The organism is Nitrosospira sp. Nsp13, assembly GCF_900101945.1.
Taxonomy (GTDB): Bacteria; Pseudomonadota; Gammaproteobacteria; order Burkholderiales; family Nitrosomonadaceae; genus Nitrosospira; species Nitrosospira multiformis_D.
In genome coordinates, this window is sequence record NZ_FMVD01000002.1 from 107,299 (window position 1) to 128,922 (window position 21,624).

The window sequence follows — 21,624 nt, forward strand, 5'->3', positions numbered from 1 at the left end:
AAACTACTACTACAAGGATCAAATCATGGCAAAAATTATCGGCATAGATCTCGGCACCACCAACTCATGTGTGTCTGTCATGGAGAATGGCAAGCCCAAGGTAATAGAGAACTCGGAAGGTGCGCGTACTACGCCTTCAATCGTCGCCTATACGGAAGATGGTGAGATTCTGGTGGGCGCTTCCGCCAAACGTCAGGCGGTCACCAATCCAAAAAACACGTTGTTTGCGGTTAAACGACTGATTGGGCGTCGCTTTAACGAGGACATGGTGCAACGAGACATCAAGATGGTGCCCTACAGCATCATCAAGGCCGACAATAATGATGCCTGGGTGGAAGTGCGTGGCAAGAAGGTTGCACCGCCGGAAATTTCCGCGCAAGTGCTGAAGAAAATGAAAAAAACCGCTGAGGATTATCTGGGTGAGACGGTAAACGAAGCCGTCATCACGGTTCCCGCCTATTTTAACGATTCACAGCGTCAGGCGACCAAGGACGCCGGGCGCATCGCCGGGCTCGAAGTCAAGCGCATCATCAATGAGCCAACCGCGGCAGCCCTGGCTTTCGGGATGGATAAAAAAGAAGGCGACCGTAAAGTGGCGGTATATGATCTGGGCGGCGGCACGTTCGATATTTCCATTATCGAGATCGCGGAAGTGGAGGGCGAGCACCAGTTCGAGGTGCTGGCCACCAATGGTGACACCTTTCTTGGCGGAGAGGACTTCGACTCGCGCATCATTGAATATCTTGTGGATGAATTCAAGAAGGAAAGCGGCATAGATTTGAAAAAAGATATGCTCGCTCTGCAACGCTTAAAAGATTCGGCGGAAAAAGCCAAGATCGAACTCTCATCCAGCCAGCAAACCGAGGTCAACCTGCCCTACATCACGGCGGACGCTTCCGGCCCCAAACATCTGGCGGTGAGAATCACTCGGGCCAAGCTGGAAAGCCTGGTGGAAGAACTGATCGAGCGTACCGTGGAGCCTTGCCGCATCGCTATCAAGGATGCTGGGGTGAAGGTTTCCGACATTGAGGACATCATTCTGGTGGGTGGGCAAACCCGCATGCCCAAGGTGCAGGATAAAGTCAGAGAAATTTTCGGCAAGGAACCGCGCAAGGATGTGAATCCGGATGAAGCGGTTGCCGTAGGCGCGGCCATTCAGGGTGGCGTACTGCAGGGCGAAGTGAAGGATGTGCTGCTGCTGGATGTGACGCCACTGTCGTTGGGTATTGAAACGCTCGGCGGCGTAATGACCAAACTGATTCAGAAAAATACCACTATTCCAACCAAGGCCCAGCAGGTATTTTCAACCGCCGAGGAAAATCAGACCGCGGTAACCATCCATGTGTTGCAGGGTGAGCGGGAACTCGCATCCGGCAATAAGAGTCTGGGACAATTCAATCTGAGTGATATCCCTCCCGCACCGCGCGGTATGCCGCAAATCGAGGTGACATTCGATATTGACTCGAATGGCATACTCCACGTATCGGCCAAAGACAAAGCCACCGGAAAGGAAAACAAAATCAAGATCCAGGCAAGTTCCGGTCTGTCGGATGACGAGGTACAGCGCATGGTCAAGGATGCCGAGGCGCACGCCGCGGATGATCACAAGGCGCTCGAACTCGTTACCGCCCGCAACCAGTGTGACGCGATGATCCACTCAGTGAAAAAGACATTGAAGGAACATGGCGACAAACTGGACGGCGAGGAAAAATCCAAAATAGAAGATGCGCTGAAAGATGCGGAAGAAGCGTTGAAATCCGACAGCAAGGATACCATTGAAGCCAAGACCCAGGCATTGGCCGAAGTCTCGCATAAACTTGCGGAGAAAATGTATTCGCAAGAACAGGCTCAGCAAGCCCAGCCTGGAGCGGAATCAGCGCCCCATGGGGGCGGTGGCGAAAAGCCCGTGGAAGGCGAAGTGGTGGATGCCGAGTTCGAGGAAGTAAAAAACAAGAAGTAAAGAGATACTGATACATCCAGGCGCAGGGGTCGCGGAGAGATGAGTTGTCATTCTTCTGCGCTCCCTGCGCTTGGCATTTTATCGGAAGAAAGCAGTAGAAATGAATCTCCTGCGCTTCCATTTTTAAGAAAATCCATATGAGCAAACGCGACTACTATGAAGTGCTGGGCCTCAACCGTGACTCCAGCGAAGATGAAATAAAGAAAGCTTATCGCAAGCTGGCGATGAAGTACCATCCAGACCGTAATCCGGACAGTCCAAAGTCGGAGGAACACTTCAAGGAAGCCAAAGAGGCTTACGAAATACTTTCCGATCCCCATAAGCGCGCGGCATATGACCAGCATGGTCATGCAGGCGTGGATCCCAATATGGGTGGCGGCGGGGCTCAAGGATTTGCTGATGCATTCGGCGATATCTTCGGTGGACGCGGCGGGCACGCCAACGTCTATCGCGGTGCCGATTTGCGCTACAACCTGGAAATCTCGCTTGAACAGGCAGCGCGCGGAACGGAAACCAAAATCCGTATTCCCACCATGGAAATGTGCGGAAGCTGCCATGGCAACGGTGCCAAGCCTGGCACTTCTCCCACCACGTGCCCGACTTGTAATGGGCATGGTCAGGTAAGAATGCAGCAGGGATTCTTCTCAATCCAGCAAACATGTCCCAAATGCCATGGCAGCGGCAAATTTATTTCGAGTCCTTGCGTGACATGCAATGGCGCGGGACGCGTCAAACAACACAAAACGCTGTCGGTAAAAATCCCGGCCGGGGTGGATGAAGGCGACCGCATTCGTCTATCCGGGGAAGGCGAAGCGGGGGTCAACAATGGTCCGTCCGGAGATTTGTATGTGGTGATTCATTTATCGCAGCATTCCGTTTTTCAGCGCGACCATAACGATTTGCACTGCGAAATGCCGATAAGTTTTACCACCGCTGCCCTGGGTGGAGAAATTGAGATTCCGACACTCGATGGCCATGCCAAAATCAAGGTGCCGGCGGAAACACAGAGCGGAAAAATTTTCCGTCTGCGCGGCAAGGGGATCAAGGGTGTACGCAGCAATGCATTGGGGGATTTGCTATGTCACGTGGTGGTGGAAACCCCTGTCAAGCTCACCGCCCGTCAAAAAGAACTATTGCAGGAACTGGAATCGCTCAATCAGCAAGATGACTCCCGTCACAGTCCCCGTGCGAAATCCTGGATGGACAAGGTGCGCGAGTTCTTTGCGGAGTAAATCCTATTTGGTGGATATATGGCGTTAATATTCCTATACTGCCAGAATAGAAATTGAGAAGACAAAGAATGATATGGGCCTGCTGATATCCCAACTGTTTACAACCCCAACAGTGGATCCCAAGCTCGAAGCATGCTTGGTGAGTGACGCTGCCCATATCACACCCGGTGCCCACGGTGAGCATGTCAAGAAAATTCAAACCGCATTAAACCAGTTAAGCAGAGGTCCGGGTAGAGAAAACTTCAACTTGGATATCGATGGCTTGTATGGTCCAAAGACTGCAGCCGCGGTCAAAGCATACAAAAATCACCCCTCCCGGCGAATCCTTCAGCCATGGCAAACGAGTGCAGACGATATCGTGGGCAAGAGGACAATCAAGAGTCTGGATACGGAAATGGATGTCCTTGAAAATGAGAGTCCTGCAAAAGATAGATTCGTTTCAACAACACTTGCTGGTGCCCCTCATGATCACAGCAAGTGCCCTATCGGCGGATTTCGACAAGGGCCCGGCGGCACGGTGTTTTTCCAGGTGAATCACTTTGGAACTCCAGTCAACCCAAAGGGTGGTGGAAGGAAGATCAACCTCGGTGGCGAGGGTGAAACGAAATACCTTGGATTTGAGGATTTTCTACCCAACTTTTTTCCAGGACCTGTACGGCCGCTAACATCGAGTCTTCCTGACCAATGTGCAAGCGATATCTGTTTGAGAGATGCTCCTATTTCAAAGGATGGTTCTTTGGAGAAAGGTAAGAAAGAGATTATGCGTATTGCTCAGCCGGGATGCCGTCTCACCTTTTGCGGAGATGTGGCCAGGTTTAGGCTAACTCTCTTGTCATTGGGGACGGTAATTGAGCACATTGTTATGGCTGACCCTCGCTTCCCTGGAACCAACTCGGAAGCGCTCGTAATCAGGATGCCATAATCCTGTGGTGGCGGCTTCTCCCGCTATGATTGCATCAGGGAGCCTGCTACCATACTTCGCGTAAGACCTTCTCCGCCCAGAACAAGCCGGAAACGCTTTTGTTATCCGTAATCTTGCCTGTTTTCACCCATTCCAATGCCGTAGCCAGCGTGAGGGTAAATATCTCCAGATGTTCGCCTTCATCAAGGTTTGCGCCTTGGAAACTGAGCTCTTGGGCAAAATAATATATTAACCGCTCATCGGAATAACCGATACAGGGATGCAAAGTGGCGAGATATCGCCAGCTTGCCGCCGTATAGCCCGTTTCTTCCAGTAACTCCCGCTGCGCGCATAACAGTGGATCTTCGCCGGGATCAATTTTTCCAGCAGGCAATTCGTAGAAATCCCGATGCAACGGATAGCGATGCTGACGCTCCAGCACCAGCTCACCATTATCGAGCAGTGGAATGATGACGACCGCGCCGGGATGGGTGATGTATTCGCGTACTTTCACTTTGCCATCAGGCAGGCGAGCCTGGTCCTGATACACGTGCAAAAGTTCGCCATCAAACACCTTCCGGCTATTGATCGGCGTTTCGGTAAGATCCATGGGTAGCTTGGGCATGAGATAAGGAATACTCCGGGATGAATCGTATAAGCGATTCATATTATGCTGGAGGGTGCAAAGAGAAAAGCCGGCTCGTCCAAACACCATCATTGCGCTGTCAGCTTGAGATTATACAACCCCTGATCGGCCCGGCGGAGCAAACAGTATGAGCTTCATAATGCGGGTATCCAGCGGCGTTCCAAGCACGCCAGTACTGGATCAAATTCCGGGTCGAGCCTGGAACGGCAAGATTTACGGCATTTTCCCGCGGGAATTTATACGGACGGTGATTTACTCGCTGTGTGCGCTATCAGCCGTGCCGGGGGGAACCATGCACTGAAACAACTGCCTTTACCCGGTTCGCTGACAATTTCCAGTTTCGCCTGGTGGCAGGTCAGGACGTGCTTGACGATGGCAAGTCCCAGGCCGGTACCGCCGGTTTCACGCGAGCGTCCACGATCCACCCGATAAAAGCGTTCCGTCAAGCGCGGGATATGCTCGGGCTCGATGCCAATGCCGCTGTCCTGCACCGAGAATACACCTTGTCCGTCACGAATCTCCCAGTTCAGCGTGATATCCCCGCCTTCAGCGGTGTAGCGTATGGCATTGCTGACGAGATTACTGAAGGCACTGCGCAAGTCATCCATACTACCCATCAACTTCGTCTTGGTATCGAGATTGAGGCCGATACGGTGATGACCCGCACTCAAGGATTCCGCTTCCTGACAGAGCTCACGCAACATGGCGGGGATGTTGATGTTGTCCTCCCGTACCAGGTTTTCCGAGTCTTCCAGCCGCGACAGCGTCAACAGGTCTTCTACCAGACGCTGCATGCGCCGGGTCTGATCAGTCATCAGCGTGAGTGCCCATTTATTGGTTTCGGGGTCAGAAGCACCTTCTTCCGCGAGTGTTTCAAGGAATCCACCAATGACTGTCAACGGCGTACGTAATTCATGCGAGACATTGGCGACAAAATCCCGCCGCATGGTATGGACTCTTTCAAGACGGGTGACATCACGGCTGACGAGTAATTTTTGCTTATCGCCATAAGGCACAAATTGTAGCGAAAGGGTCAGGCCCGGGTTCCGGGCTTGTTTGATTATCAGCGGCTCGCTGTAGCTGTGTGCGTTCAGGTACTCGGTGAACTGGGTTTGGCGCACTAAATGAGTAACATGCTGACCGGCATCGCGGCTGGTGTCTATGCCCAAATGCTTTTCGGCCACCGGATTGCACCATTCGATACGGTCAACGTCATCCAGAATGACCACGCCTTCCGGCATGGCGGAAGTGGCGCGCCGCAGGCGCTCCAGCGCAAAACCGAGTTGCTGATGATTTTTGCGCTGTTCACGCATGATGCGCGCCAGACGTGCAAATACATCTCCCCATTTCCCGGAGCTATCGGGCAATGCAACAGATGCGAGTTCTTCGGCTTGAAGCCATCTCTCCAGCATTATCAGATGGCGCCAATGATGGACGACTAACAACAGCAGGGCAATGCTGCAAAAGACTAATGCGGTAAGTGCGCCGAGCGTGACCCAGAGTATGCCGGCCACAACAATTATCAGGAGAGGGGTAAGGCGCTCCCAGGAATCGGACACGTAAGCTATTTCGAAGCGTGAAATTGACTCATTATGTTCATACTATCCCAATGCTTGCCGCCGGTCCAGCAGACAGGCGATAGCCCGAGCCTCTCACGGTCTGCACCAGGCCATCCTTGCTGACATGTTCCAGTGCTTTGCGCAATCTGCGAATATGCACGTCCACGGTACGATCCTCCACAAATACATGGTCTCCCCATACCTGATCGAGCAGTTGCGAGCGTGTATGCACTCGCTCGGAGTGCGTCATAAGGAAATGCAACAAACGAAACTCGGTAGGCCCCAGCACCACTTCCTTATCACTCGCGGTTACGCGATGTGTTGCGGAGTCAAGGCGCAGTCCACCGATATCCACGATATCGTCAGCCGCTTCCGGTGAACGCCGTCGCAGCACCGCTTTAATCCGTGCGAGCAATTCACGCGGCGAAAAAGGCTTGGTGATGTAATCGTCGGCGCCGATTTCCAGTCCCGCCACCTTGTCGCTTTCCTCGGCACGAGCGGTAAGCATGATGATGGGAATGGTCTTGGTGCGCGTTACGCGCCGCAACATACGCGCAAACTCGACACCGCTCATCCCCGGCAGCATCCAGTCAAGCAGCACCAGGTCAGGTAACGCGTCATTCACTATCTCCATGGCCTGCTCCGCGCTTCTTGCACCAAAAACGACATGCCGGGCCTGCCTCAGACTATACGTGATCAGTTCCTGAATCGCGGGTTCATCTTCCACCACCAGTATGGTTGCTGCCATATGTTTTCCTTTATCGGTAATTTTCTTCGATATTGCGATGATATGTAAGCAACATTGCGGTTTCGTGACATATTGCTGGGTCAGCAAACGATTTCATGCCTTCTATGCAGTCTTATGGCCCATTTTTGCAATACTAGTTCTACAAAACCAGAATTACCCGGTAATCATTGACATTGGTACGGGTTGGGCCGGTGAGTACCAGATCGTCCAGCTGCTCAAAGAAAGTATACGCGTTATGGCTGGCAAGCAGGGCTTGGGCACTGATGCCCATTTGCTTCACACGGTGTATTGAATCCGAAGCCATGATCGCGCCGGCGTTGCTTTCCGAACCATCTATACCGTCGGTATCGCAGGCGAGGGCGTGGATGCCCGCCACGCCGGTGAGTTCAATGGCAAGCGACAGCAGGAATTCCGTGTTCCGGCCACCTCGCCCACCGGGATTCGTTCCGCTGACGCCGCTCCGTTCACCATGGTCATTTCCGCATAACGCGACTGTTGTTTCTCCTCCCGAGATCAGCGCCACCGGTGGTTTCCATGGCTGGCCATATTGACGGATTTCCCGCACCAGCGCGGCGAAGATCTTAGCCACATCGCGTGACTCGCCGGTTATGGCGTCACCCAGTATTGTGGCGGGTATACCCTGTTCATGAAAGTATTTGGCCGCCGCCAGCAGCGAATCATGGGCCGTGGCGATCACGCGGTTTTCCACATTCCTGAAAACGGCGTCACCCGGTTTGGGTGTCTCGTCGCGCTTGCCGTCGGCGCCCGCCAGCAATATTTCCAGCACTGCGGCGGGCGCATTGATCCGGTAGCGTTCGAGTATCTCCAGTGCGTCCGAATAGGTTGACGGGTCAGGCGCACATGGGCCGGAAGCAACATGAGTTGGATCATCCCCGGTCACGTCCGATATTATCAACGCCAATACCGGTGCACGGCATGAAGCGGCCAGTCTTCCCCCTTGAATAGCGGAGAGATGTTTGCGCACGGTGTTGATTTCCTGAATCGCCGCGCCGCAGCGCAGCAATTCCTGGGTGACGTTTCTGAGATCATTCAGCGATACACCTGCCACCGGCAACGATAATAGACTTGAACCGCCGCCGCTCACCAGGCACAGCAGAAAATCATCCGCACCGAGTTTTTTCACTTCCCCCAGAATATCTCGGGCAGCCTGCTCACCGTGTGCGTCAGGGAGGGGATGCCCGGCTTCGATCACCTTGATTCTTTCAAGCGGCACGCCGTGGCCATAACGGGTAAGGACAATACCATTCATTACCGCGTCTTTTTGCCAATGATTTTCCACCGCCAGCGCCATTGCCGCGGCGGCCTTTCCCACACCGATCACCAGAGTACGTCCTTTGGGCAACTTGAGTGGCGTGGGCAAGTGCCGCGGTACGATACGCAGGGGATCGGCTGCAGCGATCGCGGCATTGAAGCTGTTGAGCAGAAGCTTTCGGTGATCCATTTGCCGCTTGCGAACCCGATCAGGAATCGAGCACGCTTTTCAAATAATGACCGGTAAAGCTGTTCTCGCTCGCCGCAATCTCCTCCGGCGTGCCTTCAGCAATAATTTGCCCGCCGCCTTCGCCTCCCTCGGGGCCGAGGTCGATAATCCAGTCAGCGGTTTTGATCACGTCCAGGTTATGTTCGATTACCACCACGGTATTGCCGTGGTCGCGTAGCCGGTGTAACACTTTCAGCAGCATGTCGATATCCTGGAAATGAAGGCCGGTGGTGGGTTCATCCAGGATGTAGAGCGTGCGGCCGGTATCCCGTTTGGAAAGTTCCAGCGAAAGTTTTACCCGTTGCGCCTCTCCGCCGGAAAGCGTAGTGGCGGATTGACCCAGGGTGATGTAGCCCAGACCCACATCCAGCAGCGTTTGGAGCTTCCGGGCTACCACCGGCACGGCGCTGAAAAATTCGTGTGCATGCTCCACCGTCAGTTGCAGAATTTCGTTGATATTTTTTCCCTTGTATTGAATCTCCAGGGTTTCGCGGTTATAACGTTTGCCGTGGCAGACGTCGCATGACACGTATATATCGGGAAGGAAATGCATTTCAACCTTGATCATGCCGTCGCCCTGACAGGCTTCGCAGCGCCCACCCTTGACGTTGAACGAAAATCGTCCGGGACCGTAGCCGCGTTCGCGCGCCTGGGGTACGCCCGCGAACAGTTCGCGGATAGGCGTGAACAGGCCGGTATAGGTGGCTGGATTGGAGCGCGGCGTGCGCCCGATGGGGCTCTGGTCCATGTTGATGACTTTGTCGAAGAACGCCAGGCCATCCAGGCTCTGATGCGGAGCGGGCTCCGTGCTGCTGCCGTAGAGGTAGCGTGCCGTCGCAAGGTAGAGCGTTTCATTGATGAGGGTAGACTTGCCCGAGCCGGACACCCCGGTGATGCAAACGAACAGTCCCACCGGCAGGTTGAGATCGACGTTTTTCAGATTGTTGCCGGATGCGCCTTCAATCCGCAGCCAGCGATCATTGTTTGGTTGGGTGCGCTTTTCCGGCAGCGCGATGACCAGTTGCCCCGAAAGATACCTGCCAGTCAGGGAACTGGTACTTTTCCGAATGGCTTCCGGTGTGCCTTGTGCGATAATTTCTCCCCCATGCTCGCCTGCACCCGGGCCCATGTCTATTACATGATCGGCGGAGAGTATGGCGTCCTGGTCGTGTTCCACCACAATTACGCTATTGCCAAGATCGCGCAGATTCTTGAGTGTCTCCAGCAGTCGGTTATTGTCGCGCTGGTGCAGACCAATGGAAGGCTCATCCAGCACATACATTACGCCGGTCAGCCCGGAGCCGATCTGGCTGGCAAGTCGAATACGCTGGGATTCCCCACCAGACAAGGTATCGGCGGAGCGATCCAGCGACAAGTAATCGAGGCCCACGTTGTTGAGGAATAACATGCGGCTGGAAATTTCCCTGACAATTCTTTCCGCAATGGCATGCTTTTGCCCGGTCAGCTCCACTTGATCGAAAAAAACCATGGCCTGTTTCAGGGGCAGCGCATTGATTTCGAAAATGGCCCGCCCCCCCACCCGCACATGGCGGGCCTCGCGCCGCAGGCGGGTGCCGGCGCATTCGGGACAGGTCTGCGAATTCAGGTATTTTGCCAGCTCCTCGCGCACGGCCTGCGACTCTGTCTCCTTATAGCGCCGCTCCAGGTTGGGAATAATGCCTTCGAAGGTATGTGTCCGCTGGGTTCGGGCGCCGCTTTCATTCAGGTACGAAAATGCTATTTTCTCCCTGCCTGATCCTTTGAGGATGATGTCCTGAATGTTTTCAGGCAGTTGTTCGAAAGGCATCTCCAAGTCAAAATCATAGTGCTTGGCCAGGCTCGCCAGCAACTGGTAATAAAACTGGTTGCGTCGATCCCAGCCCTTGATTGTGCCGGAAGCCAGCGACAAATGAGGAAAAGCAACGATACGCTTGGGATCGAAGAATGTAATTTTCCCCAGGCCGTCACACTTGGGACAGGCGCCCATCGGGTTATTGAAGGAAAACAAGCGCGGCTCGAGTTCGGGCAGCGAATAGCTGCATACCGGGCAACTGAACTTGGCGGAAAAAAGATGCTCGTGGCCGGAATCCATTTCCACCGCCAAAGCGCGTCCGTCAGCGTGGCGCAGCGCGGTTTCAAATGACTCAGCCAACCGCTGCTTGGCATCGGGAGTGACCTTGAGCCTATCTACCACCACTTCAATCGTGTGTTTTTTATTCTTTTGCAATTTTGGCAGCACATCGATTTCATGTATGTTGCCGTCTATCCGCAGCCGCACGAAACCCTGTGCACGCAGCTCATCGATCAAATCCAGCTGCTCGCCCTTGCGCCCCACCACCAGCGGCGCCAGTATCATTAGCCGGGTATCGGGCGGCAGCTTCAACACATGATCGACCATTTGCGAAACGCTTTGCGCGATCAGCGTGATGCCGTGGTCGGGGCACTGCGGATCGCCCACGCGCGCGAATAGCAGGCGCATGTAATCGTGTATTTCCGTGACGGTGCCCACGGTCGAACGCGGATTATGCGATGTCGCTTTCTGCTCTATGGCGATAGCGGGAGAAAGGCCTTCGATCAGATCGACATCGGGCTTTTCCATCAATTGCAGAAATTGCCGCGCATACGCCGAGAGCGATTCCACATAGCGCCGCTGACCTTCCGCATAAAGCGTGTCAAACGCGAGCGAGGATTTGCCGGAACCGGACAAACCGGTGATGACGATCAGCTTGTTTCGCGGCAGATCAAGATTGATGTTTTTGAGGTTGTGCGTGCGCGCACCGCGAATTTTTATGAGTTCCATCGACGCTTCCATTGGTCACTCATGACAACCTTGGGCTATCTGAGTGCCGGTCAAACCTGTTAATATACTCAACTTCTCCGCATTTTCCCAATCTGATTCATGTCCGTCTCATCACCCCCCGAGAAAATGTCCCCGATTGAGTTGCGCGCTACCGCCGGTCTGGCCGGTATTTATGGGTTGCGCATGTTTGGCATGTTTATCATCCTGCCCGTGTTCGCGTTTTACGCCGAGCATTTGCCCGGCGGGAGCAACTATACGCTGGTCGGCATTGCCCTTGGCGCCTATGGGCTGACCCAGGCGATACTGCAAATACCTTTCGGCTGGTTGTCCGACCGGATAGGGCGCAAGCCTGTTATCTACATAGGCTTGATTCTGTTCGCCGCGGGCAGTTTCGTGGCCGCATCCGCCACGGATATTTATTGGGTAATCTTTGGCCGCGTCATTCAAGGCGCGGGGGCGATTTCCGCCGCGGTAATGGCGCTTGCCGCCGATCTCACCCGCGAGGAGCATCGCACCAAAGCGATGGCCACGATTGGCATGACCATCGGTGCCACCTTTGCGCTCTCACTGATTGTCGCGCCGGCACTCAATCGTTTGATTGGCGTCCCTGGAATTTTCGCCATGACCGGAGTGCTGGCACTGTTGGCGATGGCGGTGGTTTACAAGATCATTCCCAATCCATTGATCAGCCGTTTCCATTCCGATACCGAGGCATCATCAGGACGCTTTGGTAACGTTTTGCATAATCCCGAATTGCTACGTCTGGATTTCGGTGTGTTTGCGTTACATGCAGTGCTGATGGCGCTGTGGCTGGTGGTGCCGTTGTCATTGCGCAAGTCGGGTCTGGCGGTAGATTCCCACTGGCAGGTATATTTTCCGGTATTGCTCTTTTCCATGGTTCTGATTGTTCCGGCGATCATCTATGCGGAAAAGAAAGCAAAACTCAAGCCGGTTTTTACCATTGCCGTGGCTCTATTGCTGGCAAGCCAGGTATTGCTGGCGTATACGTTCGAATCCCTATGGGGGACGGCAGCGGCGCTGCTGGTTTTCTTTGCCGCGTTCAATCTGCTGGAAGCAACCTTGCCCTCGCTTATTTCCAAGATAGCGCCGGTCGGCGCGAAGGGCACAGCCATAGGCGTCTATAGCAGCGTTCAATTTCTCGGCGCATTTGTCGGCGCCACCGCTGGCGGCTATTTATTTGAGCATCATGGCAGTTCCGCGCTGTTTGCGTTTTGTGGCATCCTGCTGATGTTATGGCTGCTGTTTGCCGCCACCATGAAAGCGCCTGCCGCCGTGCGTACCAGAATGTACCATGTGGAGGAAATGGATACGGGCAAGGCCAGCGGGCTATCGCGTCAATTGGCGGCGCTACCCGGTGTGCATGAAGCACTGGTGCTGGCAAGTGAAGGCGTGGCTTACCTGAAAGTGGATATGCGAGGCTTTGACGAAGAAGGGGTTGTTCAACTACTTGGGGGAGAAGCGTAAATGGCATCAGTCAACAAAGTCATACTCATCGGCAATCTCGGTAAAGACCCCGAGACCCGCTACATGCCAAATGGCGACGCGGTGACCAATATCACTTTGGCAACCACGGAAACATGGAAAGACAAAAATGGTGAAAAGCAGGAAAAAACCGAATGGCATCGCGTCACGTTTTACCGCAAACTGGCGGAAATCGCTGGCGAGTACCTAAAGAAAGGCCGCCCGGTATATGTTGAGGGACGACTGGAAACCCGTAAATGGACCGACAAGTCTGGTGCCGAACGCTATACCACCGAGATCATCGCCAGCGACATGAAAATGCTGGGAAGCAAACCGGGCAGCGGCAGCTACGAGGCGGGGGAGCGGGAAGAGAGCAGTTTTGCACCGAGTACATCCGGCAGCAATAAAACTGCTCCAAGAAGCAGCACGGGGTTCGATGATATGGATGACGATATTCCGTTTTGATGTGATGCAATCACGTGCCATATAGAGTTATGAGAAAACTGTTTTTTCTTATTGTCATGTTGTTTGCGCTTACTGGTCCGGTCTACGCGGCTGTCAATATCAATACCGCCACTCAGGGCGAGCTTGAGACCCTTCGGGGAATCGGTCCGGCCAAAGCCAAGGCTATCGTCGATCATCGCAAGAAGAGTGGCCCATTCAAATCGCCGGGCGATCTGGAAAAGGTTAATGGCATTGGTCCCGCCACCATGAAGCAACTGCGCAAGGACATTACGGTTGGCGGCACTTCTGCGGCAGCCAAGGAAAATAAGCCAGCTGTCAGGCAATAAAAACCTGGCATTGGTGGGATGGGTGGAGACATTACGCCGCACCCATCATTGCCGATGGGTTGCGCTTTGCTCCACCCATCCTACGAGAAACAGATACTTCGGGCGTTTACTTGGTAGTTATCCTGTGTTCGTTTTGTAATGGGCCTTCGAACGGCACGTATGCGATAATCCGGCACGATCCATCTTTTACGAATTCTTTGCGAATTAATTGGATATGTTCAGAACCATAGAAGACTTTGTCGGTAACACCCCCCTGGTAAAACTTAAACGCTTGCCGGGGAAAACCAGTAATGTCATTCTCGCCAAGCTGGAAGGGAATAATCCCGCTGGCTCGGTGAAAGATCGTCCGGCGTTATCGATGATCAGGCATGCGCAAGCGCGCGGGGAGATCAAGCCCGGAGATACGCTAATAGAAGCCACCAGCGGCAACACCGGTATTGCTCTGGCGATGGCGGCGGCGATCATGGGCTATCCCATGATACTGGTGATGCCGGAGCATCTGAGTGTGGAGCGGAGGCAATCCATGAAAGCGTTTGGCGCGGAAATCGTGCTGACTTCAAAAGAGGGAAGCATGGAAGAAGCACGGGATGTGGCTGAGCGGATGCGTGACGAGGGGCGCGGAATCATTCTGGATCAGTTTGCCAACCCCGATAATCCACGGGCACATTACGAAGGTACCGCTCCCGAGATCTGGCGCGATACCGGAGGGGAGATTACTCATCTGGTGAGCAGCATGGGGACCACCGGTACGATTATGGGTTGCTCCGAATATTTCAAGGAAAAAAATCCGGAGATTCAGATCATCGGCGTACAGCCGGAAGAAGGTGCGCAGATTCCCGGCATCCGCAAATGGCCGGAAGCCTACCTGCCAAAAATCTACGATGCCAGCCGGGTAGATTGCGTTATCCTGGTTTCCCAGGCTGAAGCCGAGGATATGACCCGGCGGCTGGCGCGCGAGGAAGGAATTTTTGCCGGAATTTCGTCGGGAGGTGCGTTGGCGGCAGCACTCAAGATTTCCGCCGAGTTACACAATGCGGTGATTGTTTCCATTGTTTGCGATCGCGGAGACCGTTACCTTTCCACGGGGGTTTTTCCGGCCTGAGTTATCAGCCCTCAGCAGCGTGGGGTATCCGTCATTTTTCTGGGTCTAGCAGTTGTTGGACATGAAGAATCGAAGCTTTTGCAGCGGGCTTCCTCTAAGTCCTGTAGAGTCCTGCAGGCTGCTTGATCAGGCGCTACGCAGTTCATGTTTGGCCGGGACGATAATGATTAAGCTGCTCGTCAAAATATTGCCAGCATTCTTCATCGCCATTTCTTCCGCATACGCTGCGCCTCTCATTACCCTTTCCGTCGATGATGTTCACAGCCCCCTTTTAAATGCAAAGGGGATACAGGCTAGCCTTGCCGGTCCGCAAGCATCATTGCTGGAGATAACGTTGGGTGAAGTAACGGTGCAGGGAAAGATCTGGCGTAATTTACGTTTTTCCTGCCATACATTTCAGTTCTCCGAGGGTCTGATCAGCTGTGATGATGGAGTATTACGGCTATCCAAATCAGCGTCGATACCCGCAACCTTTCATTATTCTTCCCGCGCTAAAACACTGGATGTAAAAATCCAGATGACTTCCAATGAAGCCAGCGAAGGCTGGCGGCTTTCTGCCCACTGGGGAGGCGCGGCGTGGGAAGGCGTGCTGACCGTGACCAACGGACAGGTAGCACGCATTGCCGAATTACTGCCGGATAAAGAAAGAGAAATGCTTGCGCCTGCCAAGGGGAAAATCAATGGTACGGCCAGGTTGCGCGGTAATGCCGGCGGGCTTGCTAACATGGAGGCCAATTTCGTGGTGGATGGATTGGCGTTTAGCGATGTCAGCGGTTTGCATGCGGGTGAGAATATCAGTGGAGAAATTACCGCCAAAGCTGAACGTCAGAATCCCCAGTCGGGAAATTTATGGGAATGGCAGGCCGATGTGATTTGGCCGCAGGGGGAAGTGTTCTGGCAACCGATTTATTTTACGGGCCAAGGTCATCGTTTGCGTGTCAGCGGCAACCTGGATGACGGCAGCATTCGCCTGCTCAAGGGAAATCTTGTGCTCGCGGGTATCGGCGAGGCGGATTTATCGGGCGTGGCCGATCGATCCACCAACACACTGCGCGATCTTGATTTGCTTGCTGGCGATCTGGAATTGTCCGCGTTGTTCAGTCAAGTGCTGAAACCTTTTCTGGCGGATACCTCCTTTACGGGGTTAAAAGCTGCGGGGCATGCCGGGATTCGATTGCGCTACCGCAATGGTGCCAGCGAGTTGCTCACCCTCAATTTGCGTGACGTTTCGGTGGAAGACGAACACGAGCGCTTTGCATTTCGTGGCGTGAACGCCAACATTCCCTGGCAGGCGCAAGGGGTGTCAATAGCCGATATCAGCATCCAGAGCAGTCAGTTATCGCGAATACCACTAGGAGAATTTCGTGTGCCGCTGGAGATTAACGGACAAGATCTCGCCATCTCGCGGATGACCGTTCCGGTTCTGGACGGCGAGGTTACGCTGGAGAATTTCCGTGCATCGCGCCAGGCTCAGGACTGGCACTGGCAATTCAGCGGCGGGCTTTCGCCTATATCCATGCAGCGGTTGACGGAAGCGCTGGGAAGCCGTCCCATGTACGGTACGCTGTCCGGCACGATCCCCAAAGTGAGCTACACGGGTCACACTCTCAAAATGGATGGTGCCCTGCTTTTTAAGGTATTCGACGGCACAGTGGAATTGAGAAACATGATGGTGCTGGACCCGATGGGTCGGGCACCGTCGCTTGCGGGAGATCTGGATATGCGCAATCTCGATCTCAATCTGCTGACCGGCGTGTTTTCATTCGGTAATATGCAAGGCCGTATTGATGTGGCGGTGCATGGCCTTGAACTTTTTGACTGGAAACCGATAAAGTTTGACGCCAGCATCATGAGCAGCCCTGGCAACTATCCGCGCCGTATCAGCCAGGCCGCCGTGCAGAATATTTCCTCTCTGGGAGGATCGGGGGCGGCAGCCGCGATTCAACGCAGTTTCCTGCATATTTTTGAGGAATTCGGCTATTCAAAGATCGGCTGGAGCTGTTCATTGCGCAACGGTATTTGCCATATGGGCGGGATAGCGTCCGAGCATCCGGCGCAAGGTTATGTCATCGTCAAAGGTGGTGGAATTCCGGCGATCACGGTGATAGGCTATAATCGCAATGTGGACTGGTGGGAACTAATTAACCGCCTGCAGCGGATCACTCAAGCAAACGTTAAACCTATCTTTCAGTAGGGACGATATGAAAAACATTTTTTTTCGCGCGGGCTTGCTGACATTGACGGGTACATTGCTGTCGGGGTGTGTCACCATTAATATTTATTTCCCCGCAGCCGCGGCCGAAAAAGCGGCGGACAAGATCATTGAAGAAGTGTGGCAGCTCAAAAAGCCCGAAGAGGGCGGGCAAGCGACGGATAAGCCCGTTCCATCCCAGCCTCCTGTGCAACCATAGCAACCGCTACAACCGTAACATTAAAAGGTGAATACCATGCGCAATCCAGTTTCCCGTTTGATATTGCTGATGATACTGCTTCCGGCATCGTTCGCTGGCTACACGGCAGCCGATATCGAGATCAATACGCCGGCGATTGCGACCCTCAAGCAAAGCATGCAGCAACGGCACAGCCAATTGGAACCGTACTATGCGAGAGGCGCGGTAGGGCTTACGCGTGACGGGCTTATTGCCATGCGTGACGCTAACGCGCTGCCGTTATCGGCACGCCAGCCGGTCAATGCCTTGATTGCCTCCGAGAATCAGGACAGAAATGCGCTTTATCGCGAAATAGCCCGTGCCAATGGCCATCCCGAATGGGAAGGGGATATCCGTTCCACTTTTGGTCAACGCTGGATCGAATTAGCCAGACCGGGGTGGTGGTACCAGGCGGCGAGCGGTTCGTGGGTCAGAAAATAGAATCCCAAACCATAAATTGGCAAATCCGCAAATTCGCAAATCAAATTCGTTTGAGATCCCCTTAACGTGACGCCGGTACTGGTTTTCGATATCGAGACGGTTCCCGATATCGAGGGATTGCGCAAGCTTCATGATCTTGGCCCGGAGCTTGCTGCCGCCGATATCGCCGACATGGCGTTTCAGTCGCGCCGCCAGGCTGTCGGCAACGATTTCCTGCAATTACACATACAGAAGATCGTCGCAATCTCGTGTGCACTGCGCGACAAGAATGATTTTCGCGTATGGTCACTAGGAAGTGCGGCAGACTCCGAAGCGGAACTCATTCGCCGGTTCTTCGAAGGCATCGATAAATACACCCCGCAATTGGTGTCCTGGAATGGCGGGGGCTTCGATCTGCCAGTACTTCATTACCGCAGCCTGATTCATGGGTTACAGGCACGCCGTTACTGGGAGATGGGCGATGATGACCGCGAGTTCAAATGGAACAACTACCTCAGCCGCTACCATACGCGTCATCTCGATTTAATGGATTTGCTGGCGCTGTATCAGCCGCGCGCCAATGCGCCACTGGACGAATTGGCGAAGCTGATGGGCTTTCCCGGAAAGTTCGGCATGGAGGGTTCCCAAGTCTGGGGCGCCTTCCAGAGTGGGGAAATCGCCGCAATTCGCAACTACTGTGAAACCGATGTAGTGAATACCTATCTGGTCTTTTTGCGTTTCCAGCTCATGCGCGGTATTCTCGACGACGAGCAGTATCAACGCGAATGCGAGCTGGTACGATTCACCTTGGGCAAGTCTTCCGAACCTCACTGGCAGGAATTTCTCGGTCAGTGGCCGTAGCGGCAACGACGACGCCTATTCACTTTGCCCCGCCCAACTCCCGGCTTTAGGATGATTGCCCCCGTCACCATCGAATCCCTGGATCAGGAAGGCCGCGGGGTTGCGCACGCGGAAGGTAAAGTCATCTTCATTGAAGGTGCGCTGCCTGGTGAAGTGGTCACCTACAATCCCTATCGCAAGAAATCAAACTTCGAGATGGCGCAGGTGGGGCAGGTTCTCAGGCCAGGATATGCGCGGGTCACACCCCAATGCAGACACTTCGGGATATGCGGCGGATGCAGCCTGCAGCACATGGACGCTCGCGCTCAGGTGGCGGCAAAACAACGCGTTCTGGAAGACAATCTCAAGCATATCGGCAAGGTCGAGCCCGAATTAATCCTGCCTGCTGTATATGGGGCAGCCTGGGGTTATCGCTACCGCGCGCGGCTGTCGGTGCGCTATGTCGCCAAGAAGGGCGGCGTTCTAGTCGGCTTTCACGAGAAGCGCAGCAGTTTTGTCGCCGATATGCGGGCTTGCGAAGTCATGCCCTCGCGTATTTCCAGGCTCATCCTGCCGTTACGGGAACTGGTGGGAAGCCTATCGATCCGCGACCGTATCCCGCAAATCGAGGTATCGTTGGGCGAGGATGTAGATGTGCTGGTATTGCGTATCCTGGAGCCGCTTACCTCACGGGACGAAGCATTACTCAAGGCTTTCGCCGATCGGCATCACATTCAGTTTTTCCTGCAACCTGAAGGCAGCCCGCAGACGGCTTATCCGTTTTACCCGGAAAACGCGCCGGAGTTGAATTACACCCTGCCGGAATTCGATATTGTCATGCCGTTTCACCCGACCGAGTTTACCCAGGTCAATCCCGCTATGAACCGGATACTGGTGCGACGTGCGCTGAACTTGCTCGATCCGCGACCGGCGGAACGTATTGCGGATTTATTCTGCGGATTGGGAAATTTCACCCTGCCAATCGCGCGGCGTGGCGCGCATGTGGCGGGTTACGAGGGCAGCGTGGCCATGGTCAGGCGAGCGGGGGAGAATGCGAGACGCAATGGGCTCGCGCGTAATACGCAATTCATCGAAGCCAACCTGTTTGAAATAAATGAAGCCTGGATGCAAGGGCAGGGATATTTCGACAAAATGCTGATTGATCCGCCACGCGAGGGTGCAATTGCCGCGGTCAATTCGTTGGGAGAAGGAAGCGCAGCGCCCCCGCGCATTGTGTATGTATCCTGCAATCCGGCTACGCTGGCCCGCGATGCGGGCGTGCTGGTGCATGGGAAGGGATATGTATTGAAGGCAGCAGGGGTGGTGAATATGTTTCCGCACACCGCACATGTCGAATCCATTGCTTTGTTTGAAAAAGCCGCCGTTTAGAGAGATGACTGGAAAAAGGATTGGGAATAAAAAAGGGCGGCTGGTAACAGTCGCCCTTTTTCATCAAAGATTACTCAGACTGTCAGTCTCGTTCACCCGAGAATGCCAACAACAGATGCAGCAGGCTGGTAAACAGATTATAGAGGCTAAGATAAATGCCCATTGTCGCCATGACGTAGTTGGTTTCTCCACCGTTAACGATACGGCTCACGTCAAACAGGATAAAGCCGGAAAACAGCAGCACCGCAACGGCCGAGATGGCGAGCGAAGCTGCCGGCATGGCGAAGAACAGGTTAGCGATGGACGCGATGATGAGCAATACCAGCCCCACGAACAGGAAATTTTGCATGAAGCCAAAATCTTTCTTGGTTACTGTCGCGATTCCTGCCAGGGTGAAGAAGATCATTCCCGTTCCGGCGGCGGCGGTTCCTATCAGCTGCGCGCCATTCTTGAAATGAAGCGCATATTGCAGCATCGGCCCCAGCCACCAGCCCGCAACGAACGTAAACAGGAATAACAGCACAATCCCCATCACGCTATTGCGCGTGGCGCTCACCCCAAACAGCAGGCCCATCATTACGGCCAGCATCACCAGCGGCCCCATGATCGGCGCTTGCGCAAGGAATGCGAAATTGGTGCTCATCCCAATCATTGCGCCGAACATCGTCGGAATCATGGTCAGGCCGAGCATCCAGTAAGTGTTGCGCAGGACCTTGTTGCGAACAACAGCAACCCCGGTTTGCGCGGTTGAGCCGGAATATCTCAGTTCAGGTTGCATGACGTCTCCTTGGTTGACGAACTTCTACATGCATAAGACTACGCATGTTTATGGAAAGTTGCAATATCATTATGGGTATAGAGGCCTTACTGGAAAAATTAGTCCCAAAACGGTATGATTCGTGCGACCCATTTGGGAGGCGTGGCCGAGCGGTTTAAGGCAGCAGTCTTGAAAACTGCCGTAGGGGCAACTCTACCGTGAGTTCGAATCTCACCGCCTCCGCCAGAAATATTGTATATATCTATGTTTCTAAAGTAATATTTATTATATTAACTTTCTATACCCACGTTTCAACCCACGTAACTCCCCGTTTATTTCTCACGCTGTAACGTGATCATCTAATCTCGAAAGTTGCGTCCAGCGGTGCCAGACCCACGGCAGGACCTCTGGCGTTCGCCCAATATACCTTGGATTCAGGCCAGCCCACGAGGGTTTCTTCATAGCGGTAGGGATGCAGCGAATTACCGAGTTGCGTGGTGATGGCATTTGGCAAGCGTTCGATGTTGCCTTCGAGGGTCCGCAAATAAGTAACATGTTTGCCCATTTTCAAGTTCTCCTGTGGTTGCGTTTACGAAAGTACTTAAGAGGTGCTCCGCACCTTACTGGTGTCTCCGTAAGACGATCATGGATAACTTTAGTTCACAAATAACTCACAATTTATTTATATTATCTTGACATCGATGTTCGTAATGCCGACTTCCACAACGGTCCGGTGGCCAAGATGCTCAGTCATTGCTTGGTGGCTTATGCATGAGCTGCACAGTCACATCTATGCGCTCAGCAAGGTGGCCGATTATGTGAATTAGCAGTGATTCGGCCGTAGGGGAGGGCTGTGTTAAGACACGACCTCTCTGCAATGGATGATCATGAGCTAGGGATGCTGCTGGAAGTTCCAAATAGCAACTTATCAGGTACAACCGCTCGCGACCTCCTAGCAGCCTCGCTCAATTGCACACCGCGATGTTGATGGAGCCAAAACACGTGTGGAAAATTCAGCAGCCAACAGCCCCAGTAGGACGATTCTTTGCCGATAAACAAATTTACCT

At 53.8% G+C, this 21,624-nt stretch carries 19 protein-coding genes and 1 tRNA gene; 13 read left to right on the plus strand and 7 right to left on the minus strand.

Going from position 1 to position 21,624, the window contains the following annotated elements; genetic code table 11:
* Positions 1-25: 25 nt before the first annotated feature.
* The 3 genes from dnaK (at position 26) to BLO43_RS04010 (ending at position 4,114) form a co-directional block, all read left to right on the plus strand.
* Positions 26-1,960, plus strand: coding sequence for a molecular chaperone DnaK (gene dnaK, locus BLO43_RS04000; protein WP_090905943.1), 1,935 nt, complete (start codon positions 26-28; stop codon positions 1,958-1,960).
* Positions 1,961-2,097: 137 nt separating this feature from the next.
* Entirely contained in the window at positions 2,098-3,192 is a 1,095-nt protein-coding gene (dnaJ, locus tag BLO43_RS04005; protein WP_090905944.1) for a molecular chaperone DnaJ, read from the plus strand.
* A gap of 73 nt (positions 3,193-3,265) precedes the next feature.
* Positions 3,266-4,114 carry a peptidoglycan-binding domain-containing protein gene (locus BLO43_RS04010; protein ID WP_090905945.1) on the plus strand — a complete coding sequence of 283 codons (849 nt, stop codon included), beginning with the start codon at positions 3,266-3,268 and terminating at the stop codon, positions 4,112-4,114.
* A 46-nt stretch (positions 4,115-4,160) separates the two neighbouring features.
* Here the strand turns inward: BLO43_RS04010 and BLO43_RS04015 are convergent, their stop codons facing one another.
* The 5 genes from BLO43_RS04015 to uvrA form a co-directional block, all read right to left on the minus strand.
* Positions 4,161-4,718: an NUDIX domain-containing protein gene (locus BLO43_RS04015; RefSeq protein ID WP_090905946.1), complete on the minus strand. Its 558-nt coding sequence runs from the start codon at positions 4,716-4,718 to the stop codon at positions 4,161-4,163.
* A 257-nt stretch (positions 4,719-4,975) separates the two neighbouring features.
* Positions 4,976-6,298 carry a phosphate regulon sensor histidine kinase PhoR gene (gene phoR / locus BLO43_RS04020; protein ID WP_090905947.1) on the minus strand — a complete coding sequence of 441 codons (1,323 nt, stop codon included), beginning with the start codon at positions 6,296-6,298 and terminating at the stop codon, positions 4,976-4,978.
* Positions 6,299-6,335: 37 nt separating this feature from the next.
* Positions 6,336-7,046 (minus strand): phosphate regulon transcriptional regulator PhoB, encoded by a 711-nt coding sequence (gene phoB / locus BLO43_RS04025; protein ID WP_090905948.1) that lies wholly within the window; start codon positions 7,044-7,046, stop codon positions 6,336-6,338.
* Positions 7,047-7,185: 139 nt separating this feature from the next.
* On the minus strand, positions 7,186-8,508 hold the full coding sequence (locus BLO43_RS04030) for a glycerate kinase type-2 family protein (protein ID WP_090905949.1): 1,323 nt from the start codon (positions 8,506-8,508) through the stop codon (positions 7,186-7,188).
* A 19-nt stretch (positions 8,509-8,527) separates the two neighbouring features.
* Entirely contained in the window at positions 8,528-11,347 is a 2,820-nt protein-coding gene (gene uvrA, locus BLO43_RS04035) for an excinuclease ABC subunit UvrA (RefSeq protein WP_090906088.1), read from the minus strand.
* Positions 11,348-11,473: 126 nt separating this feature from the next.
* Between uvrA and BLO43_RS04040 the strand changes: the two genes are divergently transcribed.
* The 9 genes from BLO43_RS04040 (at position 11,474) to rlmD (ending at position 19,800) form a co-directional block, all read left to right on the plus strand.
* Positions 11,474-12,832, plus strand: coding sequence for an MFS transporter (locus tag BLO43_RS04040; RefSeq protein ID WP_090905950.1), 1,359 nt, complete (start codon positions 11,474-11,476; stop codon positions 12,830-12,832).
* The gene (gene ssb / locus BLO43_RS04045) at positions 12,833-13,294 is read left to right on the plus strand and encodes a single-stranded DNA-binding protein (protein ID WP_090905951.1); all 462 of its coding nucleotides are present in this window, start codon (positions 12,833-12,835) and stop codon (positions 13,292-13,294) included. It begins immediately after the preceding gene.
* 29 nt (positions 13,295-13,323) lie between these two features.
* Positions 13,324-13,620 carry a ComEA family DNA-binding protein gene (locus BLO43_RS04050; RefSeq protein WP_090905952.1) on the plus strand — a complete coding sequence of 99 codons (297 nt, stop codon included), beginning with the start codon at positions 13,324-13,326 and terminating at the stop codon, positions 13,618-13,620.
* 214 nt (positions 13,621-13,834) lie between these two features.
* Entirely contained in the window at positions 13,835-14,722 is an 888-nt protein-coding gene (cysM, locus tag BLO43_RS04055) for a cysteine synthase CysM (RefSeq protein WP_090905953.1), read from the plus strand.
* Between the two features lie 163 nt (positions 14,723-14,885).
* Positions 14,886-16,916, plus strand: coding sequence for an intermembrane phospholipid transport YdbH family protein (locus BLO43_RS04060; protein ID WP_090905954.1), 2,031 nt, complete (start codon positions 14,886-14,888; stop codon positions 16,914-16,916).
* Positions 16,917-16,923: 7 nt separating this feature from the next.
* Positions 16,924-17,133, plus strand: coding sequence for a hypothetical protein (locus BLO43_RS04065; RefSeq protein WP_090905955.1), 210 nt, complete (start codon positions 16,924-16,926; stop codon positions 17,131-17,133).
* 36 nt (positions 17,134-17,169) lie between these two features.
* Complete coding sequence (locus BLO43_RS04070) at positions 17,170-17,592, plus strand: YdbL family probable chaperone protein (protein ID WP_090905956.1); 423 nt, start codon at positions 17,170-17,172, stop codon at positions 17,590-17,592.
* A gap of 66 nt (positions 17,593-17,658) precedes the next feature.
* On the plus strand, positions 17,659-18,432 hold the full coding sequence (locus BLO43_RS04075; RefSeq protein ID WP_090905957.1) for a 3'-5' exonuclease: 774 nt from the start codon (positions 17,659-17,661) through the stop codon (positions 18,430-18,432).
* Between the two features lie 51 nt (positions 18,433-18,483).
* Complete coding sequence (gene rlmD / locus BLO43_RS04080; protein ID WP_090905958.1) at positions 18,484-19,800, plus strand: 23S rRNA (uracil(1939)-C(5))-methyltransferase RlmD; 1,317 nt, start codon at positions 18,484-18,486, stop codon at positions 19,798-19,800.
* An 82-nt stretch (positions 19,801-19,882) separates the two neighbouring features.
* Here rlmD and BLO43_RS04085 read toward each other — a convergent pair whose 3' ends face one another.
* Positions 19,883-20,578: a Bax inhibitor-1/YccA family protein gene (locus tag BLO43_RS04085; RefSeq protein ID WP_090905959.1), complete on the minus strand. Its 696-nt coding sequence runs from the start codon at positions 20,576-20,578 to the stop codon at positions 19,883-19,885.
* Positions 20,579-20,713: 135 nt separating this feature from the next.
* Here BLO43_RS04085 and BLO43_RS04090 point away from each other — a divergent pair.
* Positions 20,714-20,803 (plus strand) — tRNA-Ser (locus BLO43_RS04090).
* 109 nt (positions 20,804-20,912) lie between these two features.
* Here the strand turns inward: BLO43_RS04090 and BLO43_RS04095 are convergent.
* A complete protein-coding gene (locus BLO43_RS04095; protein ID WP_090905960.1) occupies positions 20,913-21,122 on the minus strand; it encodes a hypothetical protein in 210 nt (69 codons plus the stop codon).
* Positions 21,123-21,624: the final 502 nt, after the last annotated feature.